Source organism: Ralstonia pickettii (assembly GCF_030582395.1).
In the GTDB taxonomy this organism is placed as follows: Bacteria; Pseudomonadota; Gammaproteobacteria; order Burkholderiales; family Burkholderiaceae; genus Ralstonia; species Ralstonia pickettii_D.
In genome coordinates this window covers 474,007-492,509 of record NZ_CP104382.1, presented here as the reverse complement: position 1 = coordinate 492,509, position 18,503 = coordinate 474,007, and the positions used below count along the sequence as shown (strand labels likewise).

17 protein-coding genes are annotated in these 18,503 nt (G+C 64.6%); 8 read left to right on the top strand and 9 right to left on the bottom strand.

Annotated elements, in window-relative coordinates:
• Positions 1–813: 813 nt before the first annotated feature.
• The gene (locus tag N5B55_RS19015) at positions 814–1,155 is read left to right on the top strand and encodes a DUF1488 family protein (protein ID WP_065854467.1); all 342 of its coding nucleotides are present in this window, start codon (positions 814–816) and stop codon (positions 1,153–1,155) included.
• 86 nt (positions 1,156–1,241) lie between these two features.
• On the opposite strand, the gene N5B55_RS19010 is transcribed toward N5B55_RS19015, so the two are convergent.
• From N5B55_RS19010 to N5B55_RS19000, 3 genes are all read right to left on the bottom strand, one after another.
• Complete coding sequence (locus N5B55_RS19010; protein ID WP_304541181.1) at positions 1,242–2,939, bottom strand: AMP-binding protein; 1,698 nt, start codon at positions 2,937–2,939, stop codon at positions 1,242–1,244.
• Positions 2,940–3,091: 152 nt separating this feature from the next.
• Complete coding sequence (locus N5B55_RS19005) at positions 3,092–3,613, bottom strand: hypothetical protein (RefSeq protein ID WP_009240550.1); 522 nt, start codon at positions 3,611–3,613, stop codon at positions 3,092–3,094.
• A gap of 145 nt (positions 3,614–3,758) precedes the next feature.
• A complete protein-coding gene (locus tag N5B55_RS19000) occupies positions 3,759–4,643 on the bottom strand; it encodes a LysR substrate-binding domain-containing protein (RefSeq protein WP_304541179.1) in 885 nt (294 codons plus the stop codon).
• 131 nt (positions 4,644–4,774) lie between these two features.
• Here N5B55_RS19000 and N5B55_RS18995 point away from each other — a divergent pair, with 131 nt between their 5' ends.
• The gene (locus N5B55_RS18995) at positions 4,775–5,533 is read left to right on the top strand and encodes a sulfite exporter TauE/SafE family protein (protein WP_304541177.1); all 759 of its coding nucleotides are present in this window, start codon (positions 4,775–4,777) and stop codon (positions 5,531–5,533) included.
• 546 nt (positions 5,534–6,079) lie between these two features.
• Here the strand turns inward: N5B55_RS18995 and N5B55_RS18990 are convergent.
• From N5B55_RS18990 to N5B55_RS18975, 4 genes are all read right to left on the bottom strand, one after another.
• Positions 6,080–6,586, bottom strand: coding sequence for a redoxin domain-containing protein (locus tag N5B55_RS18990; protein ID WP_304541175.1), 507 nt, complete (start codon positions 6,584–6,586; stop codon positions 6,080–6,082).
• Entirely contained in the window at positions 6,583–7,836 is a 1,254-nt protein-coding gene (locus tag N5B55_RS18985) for a sialidase family protein (RefSeq protein WP_304541173.1), read from the bottom strand. The genes N5B55_RS18990 and N5B55_RS18985 overlap by 4 nt, the downstream gene beginning before the upstream one ends.
• Entirely contained in the window at positions 7,836–10,154 is a 2,319-nt protein-coding gene (locus tag N5B55_RS18980) for a TonB-dependent receptor (RefSeq protein ID WP_304541171.1), read from the bottom strand. The genes N5B55_RS18985 and N5B55_RS18980 overlap by 1 nt, the downstream gene beginning before the upstream one ends.
• A gap of 84 nt (positions 10,155–10,238) precedes the next feature.
• Positions 10,239–10,640, bottom strand: coding sequence for a DUF2946 domain-containing protein (locus tag N5B55_RS18975; protein ID WP_065854453.1), 402 nt, complete (start codon positions 10,638–10,640; stop codon positions 10,239–10,241).
• Positions 10,641–10,835: 195 nt separating this feature from the next.
• Here N5B55_RS18975 and N5B55_RS18970 point away from each other — a divergent pair, with 195 nt between their 5' ends.
• Complete coding sequence (locus N5B55_RS18970) at positions 10,836–12,017, top strand: hypothetical protein (RefSeq protein ID WP_304541168.1); 1,182 nt, start codon at positions 10,836–10,838, stop codon at positions 12,015–12,017.
• 89 nt (positions 12,018–12,106) lie between these two features.
• Complete coding sequence (locus N5B55_RS18965) at positions 12,107–13,135, top strand: TraB/GumN family protein (protein WP_304541165.1); 1,029 nt, start codon at positions 12,107–12,109, stop codon at positions 13,133–13,135.
• Between the two features lie 4 nt (positions 13,136–13,139).
• Here the strand turns inward: N5B55_RS18965 and N5B55_RS18960 are convergent, their stop codons facing one another.
• Positions 13,140–13,448 (bottom strand): DUF1272 domain-containing protein, encoded by a 309-nt coding sequence (locus N5B55_RS18960; protein WP_154205762.1) that lies wholly within the window; start codon positions 13,446–13,448, stop codon positions 13,140–13,142.
• 21 nt (positions 13,449–13,469) lie between these two features.
• Positions 13,470–14,423, bottom strand: a complete 954-nt coding sequence (locus tag N5B55_RS18955; RefSeq protein ID WP_304541163.1) for a sugar-binding transcriptional regulator — start codon at positions 14,421–14,423, stop codon at positions 13,470–13,472.
• 211 nt (positions 14,424–14,634) lie between these two features.
• On the opposite strand from N5B55_RS18955, the gene N5B55_RS18950 reads away from it, so the two are divergent.
• From N5B55_RS18950 to N5B55_RS18935, 4 genes are read left to right on the top strand one after another with little or no spacing between them, the layout of a single operon-like run.
• Positions 14,635–15,960, top strand: a complete 1,326-nt coding sequence (locus N5B55_RS18950) for an ABC transporter substrate-binding protein (protein ID WP_369812461.1) — start codon at positions 14,635–14,637, stop codon at positions 15,958–15,960.
• A gap of 28 nt (positions 15,961–15,988) precedes the next feature.
• Positions 15,989–16,942, top strand: coding sequence for a carbohydrate ABC transporter permease (locus tag N5B55_RS18945; RefSeq protein WP_369812448.1), 954 nt, complete (start codon positions 15,989–15,991; stop codon positions 16,940–16,942).
• Positions 16,939–17,760, top strand: a complete 822-nt coding sequence (locus N5B55_RS18940; RefSeq protein WP_304541158.1) for a carbohydrate ABC transporter permease — start codon at positions 16,939–16,941, stop codon at positions 17,758–17,760. The genes N5B55_RS18945 and N5B55_RS18940 overlap by 4 nt, the downstream gene beginning before the upstream one ends.
• The gene (locus N5B55_RS18935) at positions 17,757–18,473 is read left to right on the top strand and encodes an HAD family hydrolase (RefSeq protein WP_304541156.1); all 717 of its coding nucleotides are present in this window, start codon (positions 17,757–17,759) and stop codon (positions 18,471–18,473) included. The genes N5B55_RS18940 and N5B55_RS18935 overlap by 4 nt, the downstream gene beginning before the upstream one ends.
• Positions 18,474–18,503 lie beyond the last annotated feature (30 nt).

Sequence of the window (18,503 nt, the reverse complement as noted above, 5' to 3'; positions counted from 1 at the left end):
TTGTTCTACGCTCGAGCCCCGTTTCTGTGCAGTCTTGCACCATGCCGCTGTCGGAAACGTATGACTCTATCGGCGTCGCCTTGTGGGCTTGTTACGAAGAATGACTGGGATACATTTCAAACGTAAGCGTTTGCGTATCGATTAATCGGCTTCTAAGGTGATGAATATCACTTCATATTCGCCTCCCCAATATGTCCTAAGCCTCCCGTTTATGAGCCAAATGGAGGATAAGAATCATGCCAAGGGGCGCTAGCGGTCTGCATAGAGTGTCCTAGAATGCAATCGAAGAAAAGCAGAATTAAATAAAAGTAAATACGGGGCATCGACGAGCTTCCGGGAGCGGGCCATGGGAACAATGAAACGGGGAACGGCGGGCTTGACTGCTCGTCTGGGGTGGGAACGACACACTGCCAATTGGCAGGTGATTCCTACGCGTCGGCGCCTTTTCCAAACGCGCCTTCCTTCTACGCGCGCCTCTACCGTTTTCCTCTGGTTGCTGGCCATCTCCATCGCTATTGGGCTCGGGCTGCTGCATCGATTGTGGTAACCATAAAAACATAAGCAAGATTTGTACGGGGAAGGTCGCAGCGCGAGAGCGAATCGCAGTCACACCGAATTGACAGACCGGCATAACGGCACCGAGGGACAGTCCGACCCGCTTCACTGGGTCAATTGCATCCGGATCGATTCCACATCCGGGGCATCGTCATCCCTCCATTCGGAAATCAAGCTCCTGCATGTGGCCACTACGCCGCGAAAGCGGCATGTGGGGCACGCCGCTCAACCGGCGGCCCGATCAATGGGGGGAGCATCATGAACATTTCTTTCACCGGCAAGACTTTCAGGTCCGTAGGCGACCTGTTCTTCCAAGCCATCGTCGACGGCAAGGTCGTGAGCTGTTTCGTCACGTCCGAAGCGCTGTCGCTCTGCGATTGCGCTCATCAGAAGATTTCGGCCGAAGAGGTCTATCGAAATTACCGCGACTGGATAGAGTTGGCTGCGTCGGACTTGATCCGAGCAGGCTCGCTCGCGCCGGTCATCGTGCGCGGCCGCGACCTCGCGGCCTCGCGGGCATCGCTGCCGCACGGCGGCGTCCCCGCCTACGATCTGGATCGCGTGCGCCAACTGCGCCTGGTCCCGCGCTCGTCGCGCTGATATCCCGCAGCGCTGGCGCCACGGAACGAGCGGTCGAGCGGCCGCACGTTCCGTGGGTGCCGAAATGCCAACACGCAACGCGTAAATCAGTCGGCAGGAAAATCCTCTTCCCAATATTCCTGCAGGTTGCGTACGCCCGCGGTGTGCTCGCTGCGCGCGGCTTCACGCATGCGCAGTTCGACGCGCCGGATCTTGCCCGAGATGGTTTTGGGCAGGTCGGCAAATTCGATGCGGCGCACGCGTTTGTAGGAAGCCAATCGGCTGCGGCAAAACCGGAGGATCTCGCGCGCCAGTTCCGGGCCGGCCTCATGCCCCGCCCGCAGGACGAGGAATGCTTTCGGCACGGCCAGGCGCAACGGGTCGGGGCTCGGCACAACGGCGGCCTCTGCGATGGCCGGGTGCTCGATCAGCACGCTCTCAAGCTCAAATGGGCTGACACGGTAATCCGATGCCTTGAATACGTCGTCGGCGCGGCCGACGTAGGTCAGGTAGCCGCTCGCATCGCGCGCCGCAATGTCGGAGGTGTGATACACGCCGCCGCGCATGGCTTCGGCGGTTTTGTCGGCGTTGCCGGCGTAGCCTTCCATCAGGCCGGTCGGCCGTGAATCCAATTCGATGCAGATCTCGCCCTCTTCGGCTTCGTGGCCGTCGGGGTCGCGCAGCGTGATGCGGTATCCGGGCAGCGGCCGACCCATCGAGCCTGCCTTGACGGGCTGCCCCGGGCTGTTGCCGATCTGGCAGGTGGTTTCGGTCTGGCCGTAGCCGTCGCGAATGGTGATGCCCCACGCCGCGCGCACCCGTTCGATCACCTCGGGGTTGAGCGGCTCGCCCGCGCCCACGAGTTCGCGCAGGGCGGGCTTCCACGCGGCCAAGTCTTCCTGGATCAACATGCGCCACACCGTGGGCGGTGCGCACAGCGTCGTCACCTTGGCCCGGCAGAGCACATCCAGCACTGCTTTAGGCTCGAAGCGCGCGTAGTTGTAGATGAAGACGGTGGCGCCGGCATTCCACGGCGCGAAGAAGCAGCTCCACGCGTGCTTGGCCCAGCCGGGCGAGCTGATGTTCCAGTGCACATCCCCCGGGCGCAGGCCGATCCAGTACAGGGTGGACAGATGCCCGACCGGATAGCTCGCATGCGTGTGCATCACGAGTTTGGGTTTGGACGTGGTACCGGACGTGAAGTACAGCAGCAACGGATCGCTAGCCTCCGTGGGTGCGTCAGGCGTGAACTCGGCTGGGGCATCGTAGGCGTCTTCAAAGCGGTGCCAGCCCGCCGGCGCCTTGTCCGTACCGATCGCAATGCGCGTGAAGGTGCCCGATACAGCGTCGAGCTTGGCGCAGTCCGCCGCGCCCACCACCACGTGGCTCACCTCGCCCATGGCGATGCGTTCACGCAGGTCTTCGGCGGTGAGCAGCGTGGTGGCCGGGATGATGACCGCGCCGATCTTGATGCTGGCGAGCATTACATCCCACAGCCCGGGCACGTTGCCGAGCATAAGCAGGATGCGATCCCCACGCTGCACACCAAGCGCCCGAAAATGGTTGGCCACGCGCGCCGACCGCTCGGCCATCTGCGCGAACGACAGCCGCGTCTCGTTGCCCTGATCGTCGACGACCCAGAGCGCGATGGCGTCGTTGCCACGCGCCATGGCGTCGAAATAATCCAGCGCCCAGTTGAAGCGGTCCAATTGGGGCCATGCAAAATCGCGCACAGCGGTGTCGTAATCCTCACGGTGCGCGAGCAGAAAGTCGCGGCACCGCAGGAAAGCGTCCAGCGATGTCATGCCTGTCTCCTGGGGTTCGGAGCGTGGTGTTACGCACGCTCCAACAGCACGCGCCTCGTCCGGGCGCTACGGAAACGCACCTGCAACCGACATCGCCACTTATAGGAGGAATTCCTCCGCCAGACCAGCCCGGATTGTCCCGAGCCATACGCTCATTGCGAGCGCGGCGGAAAACGCAGCGATCGGCCGCCACCCAGGCTCAGCCACGCCCAGGCGGTTGCGGCAACCACCACACCCAGCACGACGATCCACTGGGCGCCCACCAGCATCAGCTCAATGGTGCCGGCCATGTCCGGAAGAATCTGCGGCCACGCCGGCGCAAGCCAGCCGTCGGCATCAAACCATGCGCCGCGCCCGGCCCCCGTGGCCAGCTCCACCGCCAGCAGCGCCGCATTGATGGCCGCGAACGCCATGCCGCTGTGTGCCAGCAGGCGGCTGAACACCGGCAATTCATACAGGGGCTTCATATATTGGATGTGCCGCGTAAGCGACCACGCGCACACGATGAGCAACGCAACGCTGATAGCCGCTATCAGCGCCGGGCTGCGCAGGCACACGCCGAGCGCGATCCACGCCAGCGCATTGATTTCGTGGCGCCGGTAGATGCGCAGCGCGCGCGCCGCGTGCAACAGGCCAATCGGCGGAACACCAGGGGGAACACCGGCAGACGCCATGATGTGCTCCATGAGCGGAGGGTTGGTGCGGCGCCGCACGTTTGTGGCGCTGTGCGGCCCGCAACTGCTTGCAGTGTACCGACGCGTTTTCACCGACGCGAGTTCAAACAGCATCTATCCATCAAATGACGGACGCGCTCCCTGCTCAGGCCTCGCGCAAATGCTCGATCAACTGGCGCGCAAAGACAGGCAGGTCATCGAAATAGCGCACGCAGATGCGCAGCAGGCGCGTCGCCCAGGCGTCGGTCAGGCGCACACGGCGGATGCCCATGGAGCGTTGCAGACGGATCGCCGCATGCTCTGGAATGACGCCCACGCCCACGTTGCGTTCCACCATGCGGCATACCGCGTCGAAACTGCGCAGGCGCACGCGATATTTGAGCCGGTGGCCGGCGCGTGCGGCGTGCCCCGCCAGATACGCCTGCAATGCGTTGTCGCCTGTCAGGCCGACAAAATCTTCCTGCAACGTTTCAACGAAGGCCAGTTCGCGGCGCTCCGCCAACGGGTGGTCGCGCGCGGTCACCAGCACCAGCCGATCGTGGCGGAACGGAAAGGTTTCCAGCCCCGACAGATCGACCGCGTCGTTGACGATGCCGATGTCGGCGCGCCCCTGCGCAATCGCTTCGACAATCTCGTGGCTCACCAGCTCTTCCAGGTCGATATCGACTTCAGGGTGTGCGGCCAGAAAAGCGCTGAGCGTTTCCGGCAGGAACTCGGTCATCGCCGCCGTGTTGGAAAGCAGCCGCACGTAGCCCTTGAGGCCACGCGCGTACTCACCCAGCTCACCGCGCATGCGGTCCATCTGTTGCAGGACAACGCGCGCATGGTGGACGAGCGTGCGGCCCGCAGCGGTCGTTTCCACGCCGCGCCGGTTGCGCGTGAGCAGGGGCACGCCAAGCGTGTCTTCCATCCCGCGGATGCGGGCGCTGGCCGATGCCAATGTGAGGTGCGCGCGTTCGGCGCCCGCCGTGATGCTGCCGGCTTCGGCGGTGTGGAGGAAGAGTCGGAGGTCGGTCAGGTCGAAGCGCACGATACCTATCAAATTTGGAGTCTGCCTCAGCCTCACACTGAGGCTCGCTCAATGTATCGCAGATTGCCGCGGGGTCGCCACTGCTCGAGACTGAGGCTTCTTCCGACAGAACATTCCCAAATTCGCCCCCAATGGAATCCGCCACGCCGTTGCTTTTTGGCGCGGGCCTGCTCGCCGGCATGATGAATGCGCTGGCGGGCGGTGGCTCGTTTGTCACCCTGCCCGCGCTCATGTTCGCGGGTGTGCCGTCGGTGTTTGCCAATGCGTCGAGCACGGTGGCACTGCTGCCCGGCGCGGCCACATCGGCGTGGGCGTATCGCGCCGACTATCGCGGGTTCGGACACGTCTCGATGCAGGCCATGGTCGGGATCAGCCTGGTGGGCGGGCTGCTCGGCGCGCTGCTGTTGATGAACACATCGTCTCGCGCGTTCGATTTCATCGTGCCGTGGCTGCTGCTGATCGGCTCGCTGGCATTCACCTTTGGGAAACAGGCCGGTGCGTGGCTGCGTCGGCGCGTGCAGATCGGGCGGACAACACTGCTGATCGCGCAAGGTGCGCTGGCCGTTTATGGCGGCTACTTTGGCGGCGCGGTCGGGATCATGATGATGGCCGTCTGGGCACTGTTCGGCCATGACGACATCAAAGCACTGAACGCCTCACGCACCTTGCTGGTGGGGGCAACCAACCTGGTAGCGGTGGCGTGTTTTGCGCTGGCAAGAATGGTGTGGTGGCCGCAGACGCTGGTCATGCTGGTGGCCGCCGCGCTGGGTGGCTATATGGGGGCGCATGTGGGCAAGCGTTTGCCGGTGCCGGTTGTGCGGGCGCTGATTTCCACATTCGGCTTTTCGATGACAGCGCTGCTGTTCCGGCGCGCCTGGTTGCACGTTTGAACGTCAAGAGAACCGCCATGTCGCACATGCAGCCTCATTCGACACACCGCGCACCCGCGCCGCGAGCCCATCGCGATCCGCTCCCACACCGCGCCTCGCGCAGTGCCTGGCACGCCCACATTGCCGAGACCCCACCTGCCAAATCGGAAATAGCGGGGGCGCAAACGGTGTTCTATATCGCGCGCGGTCTTGCCGTCTTGCTGGCCGCCGTGGCCGTGGGCCTTGGGGCCGCATCCAAGGACGCGGAACGCCCATCCACGCCATACCCCTCTTCTTCGCAGGCGACAGCGCGCTAAGGGCACGTTATCATCCGCCCCGCCACCGCACTGTCCCGGGAAATACAGATTCACTTTTCGACCGGGCAAAGAAAAAGCCCGCGGGCCGGGGGGCGAGCGGGCTTAACATCTTCAGCCTTTGACGACGAAAGATGGTCGGGTGTGCTTTGTGAATGAGCAATGCGCCGGAATTCACAAAGCGAAGCCATTATAAAAAGTGCACGCCCCCCGCCATACCCCAACAACGAGGGGGGTCTGCGTCATTTTCTGATTAATCCCTGAGCGCTGTTTCCAGTATTTGCGGCGTCAGCAACCCGCTCGATGCGTGACGCTTGCCGTCCGGGCGGAGGATGATCGTGCGCGGCATCTCGCCCTGCCAGCCGGGGTCGAGCGCGGCGCGCAGGCGCTCCGGCATGTCTTCGGCGTTGGCGTACTGCGGCATGCGTGCAACGTCGATCTTCCCGTCGCGGGCCAGCGGCGCCAGCGCGCGGTTCAGCATCTCGGCCTGGTCCGGACCATCCATCGACACCATCACCACATCCACGTTCTTCTTGGCGGTACGCCGCCATTGCGCGATACGCGCGATGTTCTCGCGGCAGTAGCTGCAATCCAATGACCAGATTTCGACGATGAGCGGACGCGCATGGGGCGTCTGCAGCAGCGCCGGCACATCGCGTGCATGCAGCGGCCGGAACTGCAGCGCACCGGCGGCCTGCGCCGTCAAACCGGCGGCCGATAGCGCCACGGCCGTCGCCACCGCTCTCCATCGAATTTTCATTTCGATGCCTCCAATGATGGATTGGTCGGAACGACATTGCTGATATCGATCAGGCGGTAACCCTCCGCCTGGGTACGCCAAGACAGGTAGACATGGCCGTCGCGCGCGAGCAATTGCGGGTGATCGCTGCCGCCATCGGTGTTTGCCACGCCGGCCGGCGCCGACCAGTGCGGGCCGCCGTCGATGGATTTGCGCAGCAGGATCTGCATGCGGTCGTCGGCAAACTGTTTCCAGACCAGCCACAGCGCGCCATACGCGGCGACCAATGCGGGGTGCGAGGCCTGCGCTCCGGCTTGTGGCGAACCGGCGAAGCCCCAAGGCTCGCCGATCGGTTTGCCGTCGGCCGACAGCCGGCTGTAGAACAGACCGGGCTTGTCCTGTTGCACGGAGAACCACGCCATGTGCCGCACGCCATCTGCCGTGACGGCCAACGCGGGGCCATGGTGCGGACACGCATCGACGCGCCACTCCGAGAACGTCGCGCGCGTGACGGCAAGCGGCGTGTTATCGATCGGTAATGTCGCCAATGCGTGATCTCGGATCTGCCCGGCAAACACGTTGCGCCACAGCGCGAGCATGTGCCCGTCGGCATCGGGCGCCAGCGCAATGCGGCAGCATTCGCAGGTCTGGTCGATGATCTTGCGCTCGGGCGCAAAGGTGGCGCCGCGGTCGGTCGAAACGGTGTAGTACACCGCCGCGCCGTCGTACGGCTGCTTGGCGGCCTGCGCCCGCAGCAGGTCGCGCTTGTCGATCCACGTGACGAAGACGTGGCCTGCGCTGTCGACCGCAATCGAATCGAAGCGGTGCGTGATCGGCTGGCGATCGTGATGGACCGTGACTGGCGCGCTCCACGTCTTGCCGCCGTCGAGCGAGCGCGAGAAACGCACGAAGCCCGTGTATGGCGCATCGAGCGGGCGCGACCAATTCACATACAGCGCACCGTCCGGGCTGGCGATAACCTTCGGGCGGTTCTCGCCGTCGGTATAGATCGGCTCGGGTTGCGGGTTCACGCGCTGTGGCGCCGACAGCGTTTTGCCGAGATCGTCGGACGAAGCGACCACCACGTGCTGCCCTTCCGCCCACGTCACCCACAGGCGCCCTGCCTTGTCGAACGCCGCCGTCGTAGCAAGCTGCGGTTTGGCGGCGCCCTTGCCTGCCATGCCGCCGTGGTCGTGACCTTCGTGCGCAAGCGCCAGCGTTGCCGCAAAAACCAGCAGCGCACCGGCCAGGAATCGAGGAATCGATTGCATTACAGACGCCATTTCAGTTGCCCATAGAAGGTGCGCGACGGGTACGGGTGATACACGAAATACTGCCTATCGGTCAGGTTGTCGACGCCCAGCGCCAGCGTGACGTGCTTGTCGATACGGTAGCTGGCCTTGAGGTCCACGGTGAAGAAGCTGCTGGTGCCGCCGTAGACGTTCGGCAGCACATCGGTGTTGTCGAGCGTGCCGTATTGGCGGCCGGAGTAACGCACGCCCGCGCCCACGGTCCAATCGGGGGTAGCGTGCCAGCTCGCAAAGAGATTGGCGCGCACGCGCGGCATGCGCGGCCAGGTCTTGTCGACGTAGGTCGGGTTGGCGGCGTCGGCCAGCATCTTCGATTGCGTGAAAGCGACGTTGGCTTCAACGTCCACGCCGCGCACACCCGCATCCTGCAGAACGTCCTGTCCCGAATACGCCAACTCGATGCCGCGCGTGCGCACGCGATCGACGTTCTGCACGTTCGTCACGTTGGGCGTGACGGTGATGTTGGTCTGCGTGTAGATGCTGTCGCGCACGTCGCTCTGGAACAGGCTGGTACGCAATACGCCGTAGGGCACAGCCTGCTCGACGGTGAAGTCGAAATCATTGGCGCGTTCAGGTTTGAGGTTCGGGTCGTTGTTGACGATCGTGTTGCCGCTGATCGTGCCCTGGAACAGCTCCGCCACCGTCGGAAAGCGCACGGCGCGGCCATACGACAAGCGCAGCAGCGTGTCTTGCGTGGCCTGCCATTGAATGGCGGCCTTGGGCGAAAACGCGTCTTCGGTACGGCTGGCGTAGCCCAACGTGCTTGTGCCGTTGCCGAGCTGGCCGTTGTAGGCGCGCCAGCTTTCGTAGCGCAGGCCCAGTGTGGCCAGCCAGCGTGGCGCAAACGCCCACGCGTCCTGCAGGAAAACGGCCTGCGTTTGCGTGTCGCCCTGGTAGCTGGATTTGAGCGTGGATAGGGTTTCCGTCGACCAGTTCGTCGCGTTGAAGGTCTGGTTGCGCAGGTGGTATTGGTCGTAGTGGTAACCGGTCGTGAAGGTATGGCCGGACACCGTGGGCGACGTCGCCTTAATGTCGAAGTTGGACCAGCCGGTACCGTCGCCGTAGAACACCGTGCCGGGTCCATTGCCGGCCGCCGTGTTCGACGCGCGCAGGATGTCGCGCGAAACGTTGTAAGCGGAAGCGTTGGTGTCGATTTTCCAGCCGCCGATCTTGCCCTTCACGCCCAAGCCGTAGAGCCAGTTTTCCTGGTCGCCGTTTTGCGGGGCGAAGGTGTTCGGGGCGATCGTGTAGGGCGTGCCGTTGATCAGCACATTGCCGCCCGTGATGGTGTTGCCGGCGGCATCGCGCAGAAAGCTGAGCGCCTGATCGTTGAAATGGTTTTCCCAATGGCCCAGCGTGAGCGAGGCCTCTAGGCTGTCGCTGAACACGTAGCCGAATCGCAGCGTCTCTTGCAGTTGCTGGGTGCGCTCGAGCATCTGGGGCCCGAGAATCACGCGCGGCTGGCCGTTGGGGCCGAGATCCTGCCGCGCGCCCGTGACCGGCACCGGCGTGCCGCCCGCGGTGAACCGGGAGTTGGGCGTGGCGTATTGCATCGGTTGGCTGTCGTTCTCCAGCCGGTCGACTGACAGCGCATACCAGAACTTGCCGATGCGGTCGCCCAGCGATGCGCTTTCGTGGTTTCCGGTGACGTTGCGCGAAAAGCCATAGGCATCGTTGTAATGCTGGCTCATCACCTGCGTCTGCGCGGCAGCCTCGAATTTCTCGGGGCGGCGTAACGTCATCGCAATGGTCGTGCCCATCGAGTTGCCGGGCAGCAGCGCAGAGAACGGCCCATACAGAATATCGACGCGCGCCAGGTCGTCCGGCCCGACCATCGACCAGCGCGGCGGGAAGCTGTAGCTCGAGCCAAGCAGGTTCGAGAGCAGAATGCCGTCGGCATACAGCAGGCCGCGGGCGCTTTGAATCTCGTTGAAATCGCGTCCGGCGAAGATGGAATTGCGGTCGCCAATGAAGCGGCGGCGCACCATCACATTGGGCTGATATTTGACCGCGTCTTCGGCGGTGACGACGTTGCGGTCAGCCAACTGATCGGCCGTGACGCTTTGTACGACCGCCGGTGTATTGCGGGCGAACGGCGCGGGGTTGGCAGTGGCGCGCACCACGGTGGGCGCGAGTTCCTGCGTGACGGGCGCGGGCACGGATGCCGCATCCTCGGCCGAAAAAGCAGACAGCGGTGCCGCTGCGCTCAGGGCGAGCGCAGCGCGGCACACCAGCGTGCGCTTAGGGGCAGCGGCCCCGGTGCGCTTGTGGAATGACATCAGAAAGGTCTCCGGATTGCGATGGCGTCGGCCCCGCCAGGGCCCAACGCAAAGGCGCCACGGGGTTCATCCCCCGCAGGCGCGTCAGATCGACAACGACGGAGACACCGGAGGCGCGCGCGACTCGGCCACGCGCAGCGCACTGCGCGCGTACACGGGCGCCGGGGTGGCCGGCTGCCGCACGCGATAGACGAAATGGGCGGAAGGAACATCCAGCGCCGGCACTGACGCCAGAGCCAGCCCGGCGGCAAACCCCGGGCAATACAGACAGTGCGCCACGCTGTGGTGGCCGGCCGACTTGTCGGCGGAACCATCGCCTTGCAGGTCGATGGCAACCTGCACGGTGCTGCCATGCGGTGCCGTGGCGCTGCACAGCTCGACGTCAAGCGTGCCCGTGGCCGCCGCGCGTGCGGAAGCGAGCACCGGCGACAGTACGTTCAGTACGATCGCAAGCCAGACGAGGAAGAGCCAACGGCGATGGAGCATGGATGGACAACGTCAGAATGTGTGGAGTATAGCGCTGCACACAGTTCCCCGAATTGCGTGCGGCACAGTGCCGCGCAAAGTGAAACTGGGGGGATCGACAAATATCGACGGGCCTTCGAGCGGGAATTAGCCTTAATTATGACTTCGACTATAATTTATACCGACTTCCATAATTCGGTCTAAAAAGGGCTTCTCATGGATTCGGACACCGATACCGGACGCTTCAGCTTCCACCGCCAGGACCTCGCCAACACGCTATGCAACAGCCTGGAAGGCAAGGGTCTGGCCGATGCGCGCTCCGGCCTGTTCCTGGCAGCGCCCCGGCGTACCGGCAAAAGCACGTTCCTGCGCGAAGACCTGGTGCCGGAGGTCGAGCGCCGCAAGTGGATCGCCATCTACGTCGATTTATGGGCCGACCGCGCCCGCGACCCCGGCCTGCTGATCGCCGACGCCATCAAATCCAAACTGGCCCAGTTTGACGGGCCGATCGCCAAGCTGGCCAAGCAGGCCGGCATGGAGAAGGTCGACGTGTTGCGCACCTTCACCTTCAACCTCGGCAAGATCGGGCTCCCGCCGGGCATCACCCTGGCCGACGCGCTGGATGTGCTCTACAAGGCGGTACAGCGGCCGGTCGTGCTGGTCATCGACGAGGCGCAGCACGCGCTGTCCACCGAGGCCGGCACCAACGCCATGTTCGCGCTCAAGGCCGCGCGCGACCAGATGAACCAGGGCGTGGAGGAACCCCGCCTCTTCCTCGTCTTTACGGGGTCGAACCGCGACAAGCTCGCGAACCTGCTGCTCAATCGCACGCAGCCGTTTTTCGGCTCGCGTGTGACCAACTTCCCGCTGCTGGGGCGGCCGTATGTGTCGGCGTACACGGCGTGGGTCAACCAGCACCTGGCGCCGAACAACCAGTTCAAGGAAGACGACATGTTTGCCGCCTTCCAGCTGGTCGGACACCGGCCTGAGATGCTCAAGGGCATCGTCAGCGAGATCGCCCTGGAGCTGGGCGAGGCGGCCAGCCTGGGCGAGTTGCTCAAGCGCGGCGCGCAGGGTTTTCGCGACCGCATCTGGGGCGAGATCGAAAGCGACTACAGCGCGCTGACGGAAATCCAGCGTGGCGTGCTGGCGGTGCTGATCGAGCGGGGGCAAGGCTATTCGCCGTTTTCGGAAGACTCGATGAAGGCGTATGCGGCCAAGCTCGGCCACAGCGAATTTTCCACCGCCACGGTGCAAGCCGCGCTTGACGCGCTGCGCGAGAAGAACCTGATCTGGAAGGAGTCGCGCGGCGCCTATGCGCTGGAAGACGAAAGCCTGGCGCTGTGGTTTCGCGAGACGCGCGGTGCGCATGCCGTGCCACCGAAGCTGAGCGAATAGCGCGTCTGGGCGGATCACCGTGAGGCACGCAATGGCCCGCGCCCGCTACACTGCATAAACGACCACAACAATATTCGGGGAGCAGCCAAATGGCACGCAATCGCACCACGTGGCGCGCGCTCGCGGCCGCGCTTTTCTTTTTCCTATCGGCGGGAGTCGGCACCGCTGTCGCGCAAGACACGACGCCCGCGCAGGCACAGGCACCGGCCCCGAACTGTCCGCCACCCGCCTCCAGCTTCATCCCCAAAGACGGTTGGGCCGCCGCCGCGCAACGCGCGACCGACCACGGCCTGCTCTGGCGCATCGAAAAGAACGGTCACACCTCGTGGCTCTACGGCACGATCCACGTTGCGCGGGCCGACTGGATGCTGCCGGGCCCCACCGTGCGCAGCGCGCTTCAGCAAGTTGACAGCATCGCGCTCGAACTCGACCTGCTCGACAAGGACGCCGACCGCAAGGCGCTGACCGCGCAAAACAGCGCAGAGGACCGCCGGCTCCTGACCGGTCGTCGCGGCGAACGCTTCAACAAACTGCTCTCCGCGGCGTGCCTGCCCGACACGGCGCTCACACAGATCCGCAAGTTCCAGCCGACCATGCAACTGGCTTCGCTGGCGGTGCTGGGCGTGCGCACGGATGGGCTCTATCCAGATTTCGGCATCGACCTGTTTCTTACGGCCTACGCCAAGAGCGTGCACTTGCCGATTGTGCCGCTCGAAACGCTGGCGCAGCAGGTGCGCGTGCTCAACGAGATCGTGCCGAAGAACGAGGTCGCGCAGCAATTCGATACCGTGCTCGACGCGATTGAATCGGGCGAGGCGCGCACGCAGACGCTCACGCTCGCCAATGCCTGGGCCGACAGCGACATCAGCACGCTCGAGCACTACCCGCAGTGGTGCGATTGCCTGAAGACGGCATCGGACAAACGCGCCTTCCAACGGCTGGTGACGAACCGCAACCGCGCCATGGCCGAGAACATTGCACGCGTGCACAACAGCGGCCAGCGCGTGTTTGGCGCCGTGGGCGCGCTCCACATGATCGGACCCAACGGAATTCCCGCGCTGCTGGCGGCACGCGGGTACACGGTCACGCCGGTGTTGCCCGCGGCCACATCGCGTTAGACCGTCAGCGCTTTTCCGGCGGCGTCGATCCGATGGCCGCCGCCAATTCGGCATGCGCGGCCAAATCCGCGCGGCGATGCTTGACCGTCGTGCTGGCCGGATACTTGCCCAGGAAGTTGCCGTTCTTCCAATCCTTCGACGGGCGGATCGGCCGTGCCGCAAAGCCGCCCCCGCAGTTCGGGCAGACATTGCCGAATACGCCGTCCGCACACGTCGCGCAGAACGTGCATTCGAATGAGCAGATGCGCGCGTGCGTGGAGTCGGGCGGCAGGGCGGTATTGCAGTGTTCGCAGGTCGGGCGGAGTTCGAGCATTGCGTCCTCGGTGGAATAGGTTCAGTCCAATGCAGCCAGGATTCGCTGGGCGCAGGCTTCGTCGGTCACAAGACCCGTCAGCCAGCCGCCGCGCAACGCCGCCCCGATCGCGCCTGCCTTGGCCACGCCACCTGCAATGGCGATCACGGGACGAGACGGCATCGGCTTGAGCGGCAAGCTGGTAATGCGGGTCTGCAGCGGCACCTTGAGCAAGCGCCCCTGGCCGTCGATGGGCCGGCCGATCAGCTCGCCGGCCGCGCCATGGGCTAACAGGTCATCGACATCCTTCTCGCTGATGAAGCCATCGACCTGCAATGCGCAACCCGGCCCGATCGTGCCGACACCGATGAAGGTGACATCCGCCTGCGCAGCCAGATCGGCCACCACACCGTAAAGCCTGTGCTGGCACCACTGCCGCGTGTCTTCCGCGTTATCGGCAACGAGCGGCGCCGGGAGCAGGTAATAGCGGCTGCGCGTTTTCTCCGCCGCCGCAAGCGCGACGTCGTAGCGGTTGGACGAGCCATCCGCCGCAATCGCCCCGACCATCGAGACGATGCGATGCTGCGGCCGGTCAAGATCCGGAAGTTGGTCGATCGCGGCACGCAGCGTGCGACCCGAGCCGACGTTCACCACGCGCGACGCGTCGGCCAGCAGGTGGCGCTCCATGATTTCTGCGGCGGCCACGGCGATCATGCGTTGGGCAGCGTCTGCATCGTCGGCACTGGCCGGCACCACGTGGCAGGTGTCCAGCCGGAAACGGCTGCGCAGGTTCTCCGCCAACTCCAGACACGCAGACACCGGATGCGTCACACGCACCTTCACCAGCCCATGCTCCACGGCATAGGCGATCAGCCGCTGGGCGATCTGGCGTGACACGCCCAGTTGCTCGGCGATGTCGTGTTGCGTGTGGTTGCCCACGTAGTACAGCCACGCCGCCCGCGCGGCCTGGTCTCGTTTTTCCTGCTGCTTGGACACGCAGCGCCTCCTCTAGAACCCTGGCGATATGCATCGTAGCCTGCTTTTGCCCCTGCAACGAGCATTTGCTTGACAAGCGCAACATCGCATCCGATTATTTGCCCACAACACGGACAATTGCTCAAACCCCGAAGCAAGTCCTGGCGGTGCGCCCGCATCGCCACATTCCAAGAAAGGAGACGACTGCATGTTCCGCACGCTTCTGCGCGGGATGGCCCGCCCATCCCACCTACTCAAGCTGACCGCCCTCGCTGCCTTCCCCGCTCTCTGCGCTGTCTCTGCGCAGGCCGCACCCACCACGCTCACGATCGCCACGATCAACAACCCCGACATGATCGTGCTGCAGAAACTGTCGACACAGTTCGAGCAGGCGCACCCCGACATCAAACTGCGCTGGGTCACGCTGGAAGAAGGCGTGCTGCGCCAGCGCGTGACCACCGACATCGCCACGGGCAGCGGCCAGTTCGACCTGATGACGATCGGCGGCTACGAAGCGCCGCTGTGGGCCAAGAAAGGCTGGCTCGCCCCGCTCGACATGCCCGCCAGCTACGACACGGCTGACCTGCTGCCAACGGTGCGCGATGGCCTTTCGCAGGGCGGCAAGCTCTTCGCCGTGCCGTTCTATGCCGAAAGCTCGATGACGTACTACCGGCACGATCTGTTCAGCGCGGCGGGCTTGAAGATGCCCGAGCAGCCCACGTATGAGGACATTGCCAAGTTTGCGGCCAAGCTGCACGACCCCGCCAAGGGTGTGTACGGCATCTGCCTGCGCGGCCGGGCAGGCTGGGGCGAAAACATGGCGCTGGTGTCCACCATGGTCAACACGTTCGGCGGCCGCTGGTTCGACGAGAAATGGCAGCCGACCATCGACACGCCGCAATGGAAACAGGCGGTCAACTCGTATGTCGATCTGCTGAAGAAGTACGGCCCGCCCGGAGCAAGCAGCAACGGCTTCAACGAAAATCTCGTGCTGTTCTCGGGCGGCAAGTGCGGCATGTGGATCGACGCCACCGTCGCCGCCGGCATGGTCAGCAGCGCGAAGGATTCCAAGGTGGCCGACAAGGTCGGCTTTGCGAATGCGCCTATCGCCAGCACGCCGAAGGGCTCTCACTGGCTGTGGATCTGGGCGCTCGCGGTGCCGAAGTCGTCGAAATCGCCGGAGGCTGCCAAGACGTTCGCGGCCTGGGCGACATCAAAGGACTACATCCGCGCCGTGGCCAAGGCGCAGGGCTGGGGCGAAGTGCCGCCCGGCACGCGCGCATCGACGTATGACGATCCGGCCTACCAGAAGGCCGCGCCGTTCTCGAGCTTCGTGCGCCACGCCATCGAGACCGCCAATCCGAACGATCCGTCTGCGCAAAAGGTGCCGTACACCGGCGTGCAGTTCGTGACGATTCCGGAGTTCCAGTCGCTGGGCACGGTGGTCGGCCAGGCGATTGCCGGCGCGCTCACTGGCAAGACGACGGTGGACGACGCACTGCGTGTGTCGCAATCGCAGGCACAACGTGCGATGCGCCAAGGCGGCTATCTGAAGTGATGCGGCCGCTGCTGCGCCAGGAGGTGTCATGGAACACGTATTGGAGTCACAGGTGAACGGCATGGGTGGTACGCCGTCACCGGCCCAGCCCGTACAACCACAAAACGGCGCCCGGCGCTGGCTGCCGACGCTGCTGGTGTCGCCATCGGTGCTGGTGCTGCTGCTGTGGATGACCGTGCCGCTTGCGATGACGCTGTATTTCTCCGTCAGCCGCTACAACCTGCTCAACCCAGATCAGACCGGTCTGGCGGGGCTCGACAACTACCGTTTCCTGATCGAAGACCCCGCCTTCTGGCCGGCCATCGGCAATACGCTGGTGCTGATCGGCTCGGTGCTGGTGATCAGCGTCGTGGCGGGCACGCTGCTGGCGGTGCTGTTCGATCAGCCGTTTGCGGGGCGCGGCGTGGCGCGCATTCTCGTGATCAGCCCGTTCTTCGTCATGCCGACGGTGGCGGCACTCATCTGGAAGAACATGATGCTGCACCCCGTGTACGGCCTGGCCGCCTGGGTGGCGCGGCTGTTCGGCGCCGAGCCGGTGGATTGGCTGGCGGCGCATCCGATGCTCTCCGTCATCATCATCGTTGCTTGGCAGTGGACGCCATTTGCCTTCCTGATCCTGCTGACGGCACTGCAATCGCTCGACCCCGAGCAGAAGGAAGCCGCGCAGCTCGACGGCGCGAGCCCGGTGCGCATCTTCTGGCACATCGTGCTGCCGCACCTGAAGCGTGCGATTGCCGTGGTGGTGATGATCGAGACCATCTTCCTGCTGTCGATCTTCGCCGAGATCCACACCACCACCGCGGGCGGCCCCGGCACGGCCACCACCAACCTCGCCTACTTCGTCTACAGCCTCGGCCTGCAGCAGTTCGACATCGGCATTGCGTCGGCGGGCGGCATCGTGGCGGTGGTGCTGGCAAACGTGGTGGCGTTCTTCCTGGTCCGCATGCTGGCCCGGAATCTGAAGGGAGTGCATGAGCAATGAGCACGCTCACCTCAACCTGGCGCACGCGGCTTGCCGGCGTGCTGGCCTGGGCGATTGCCCTGGCGCTGTTCTTTCCCATCGCGTGGGCGGCGCTGACGGCCTTCAAGACCGAGCAGGACGCGTATACGCCCACGCTGTGGTTCACGCCCACGCTCGCCAGCTTCCGCGAGGTGCTCGGGCGCGCGCATTACCCGAGCTTCCTCGGCAACTCGCTGGCGGTGTCGATCATCTCCACGCTGCTGGCGCTGGCGATTGCCATTCCCGCGGGCTACGCGATGGCGTTCTTCCCGAACAAGCGCACGCAGCAGGTGCTGCTGTGGATGCTGTCGACCAAGATGATGCCGGCCGTGGGCGTGCTGCTGCCGGTGTACCTGCTGGCGAAGACGGCGGGGCTGCTGGATTCCATTACCGCGCTCGTCATCGTTTACACGCTCGCCAACCTGCCGATTGCCGTGTGGATGGTCTTTACCTACTGCAACGACGTGCCGCGCGAGATTCTCGAGGCCGCGCGCATGGACGGCGCCAATCTCTGGCAGGAACTCGTCTACGTGCTGTTGCCGACGATGCTGCCGGGGCTTGCCTCCACCGCACTGCTCCTGCTGATCCTGTCGTGGAACGAAGCGTTCTGGAGCCTGAACCTGACCAGCATCGATGCCGCGCCGCTCACCGTGTTCATCGCGTCGTACTCCAACCCCGAGGGGCTCTTCTGGGCGAAGCTATCGGCGGCCTCGGTCCTGGCCATTGCGCCGATCCTCGTGCTGGGTTGGCTGGCACAACGGCAACTTGTGCGTGGCCTGACGTTCGGGGCCGTGAAATGACATTACACGCCAACGAATATGCCAACGCGCGCGCGCCCGCCTACCTGATCTGTGACTGCGACGGCGTGCTGATCGACAGCGAATCGGTGGCGCTGCGCGCGCTGATCCGCACGCTGGGTCCGCACGTGCCGCATCTATCATCCGCCGCGCTTGAAGAAGTGCTCGAGCCGCGCCTGGGCATGAACACGATGGCGCTGTTGACGGAGCTGCAGAGCAGCCTCGGCTTTCATCTGTCCGACACGCAACTGGCCGGCGTGCTGGCTGATGTCGAACACGACTGCGCCACGCAATCGCAGCCCGTGCCCGGCATCGCCAACCTGCTTGCAACGCTGCCGCAGCCCAAGGCCGTCGCCAGCAACAGCAGCCGCCCCCGCATTGAAGCAAGCCTGCGCAGAGCAGGCCTGCTCGACGTGTTTGGCCGGCACATCTACAGCGCTTACGAAACACCGCGGCCCAAGCCGGCACCGGATGTGTACCTCGCAGCCTGTGCGGGCCTGGGCGCCAGCCCCGCGCAATGCTTGGTCATAGAAGACAGCGACACCGGCGTGCGCGCCGCACGAGCCGCCGGCCTGACCGTATTCGGCTTTGCCGGCGTCGCCCATGTGCCGGCAGTCGCCACGCAGCGCCTGCTGGCTGCCGGAGCGCGCCACGTCTTTACCGACACGCGGGCACTGGCCGATGCGCTGACGTCGACGCTCGCCACGCCCGCCTGATCCGCACACAGAACATGCCCAAGGAGACCT

Coding starts and splice junctions, on each gene's coding strand:
- N5B55_RS19005 (WP_009240550.1), bottom strand. CDS start 3,613: ATGGCGTCTGCCGGTGTTCCCCCTGGTGTTCCGCCGATTGGCCTGTTG.
- N5B55_RS18970 (WP_304541168.1), top strand. CDS start 10,836: ATGGATTCGGACACCGATACCGGACGCTTCAGCTTCCACCGCCAGGAC.
- N5B55_RS18950 (WP_369812461.1), top strand. CDS start 14,635: ATGGCCCGCCCATCCCACCTACTCAAGCTGACCGCCCTCGCTGCCTTC.
- N5B55_RS18935 (WP_304541156.1), top strand. CDS start 17,757: ATGACATTACACGCCAACGAATATGCCAACGCGCGCGCGCCCGCCTAC.
- N5B55_RS18945 (WP_369812448.1), top strand. CDS start 15,989: ATGGAACACGTATTGGAGTCACAGGTGAACGGCATGGGTGGTACGCCG.
- N5B55_RS18940 (WP_304541158.1), top strand. CDS start 16,939: ATGAGCACGCTCACCTCAACCTGGCGCACGCGGCTTGCCGGCGTGCTG.
- N5B55_RS18985 (WP_304541173.1), bottom strand. CDS start 7,836: ATGCAATCGATTCCTCGATTCCTGGCCGGTGCGCTGCTGGTTTTTGCG.
- N5B55_RS18975 (WP_065854453.1), bottom strand. CDS start 10,640: ATGCTCCATCGCCGTTGGCTCTTCCTCGTCTGGCTTGCGATCGTACTG.
- N5B55_RS19015 (WP_065854467.1), top strand. CDS start 814: ATGAACATTTCTTTCACCGGCAAGACTTTCAGGTCCGTAGGCGACCTG.
- N5B55_RS18980 (WP_304541171.1), bottom strand. CDS start 10,154: ATGTCATTCCACAAGCGCACCGGGGCCGCTGCCCCTAAGCGCACGCTG.
- N5B55_RS18995 (WP_304541177.1), top strand. CDS start 4,775: ATGGAATCCGCCACGCCGTTGCTTTTTGGCGCGGGCCTGCTCGCCGGC.
- N5B55_RS18965 (WP_304541165.1), top strand. CDS start 12,107: ATGGCACGCAATCGCACCACGTGGCGCGCGCTCGCGGCCGCGCTTTTC.
- N5B55_RS18960 (WP_154205762.1), bottom strand. CDS start 13,448: ATGCTCGAACTCCGCCCGACCTGCGAACACTGCAATACCGCCCTGCCG.
- N5B55_RS18990 (WP_304541175.1), bottom strand. CDS start 6,586: ATGAAAATTCGATGGAGAGCGGTGGCGACGGCCGTGGCGCTATCGGCC.
- N5B55_RS19010 (WP_304541181.1), bottom strand. CDS start 2,939: ATGACATCGCTGGACGCTTTCCTGCGGTGCCGCGACTTTCTGCTCGCG.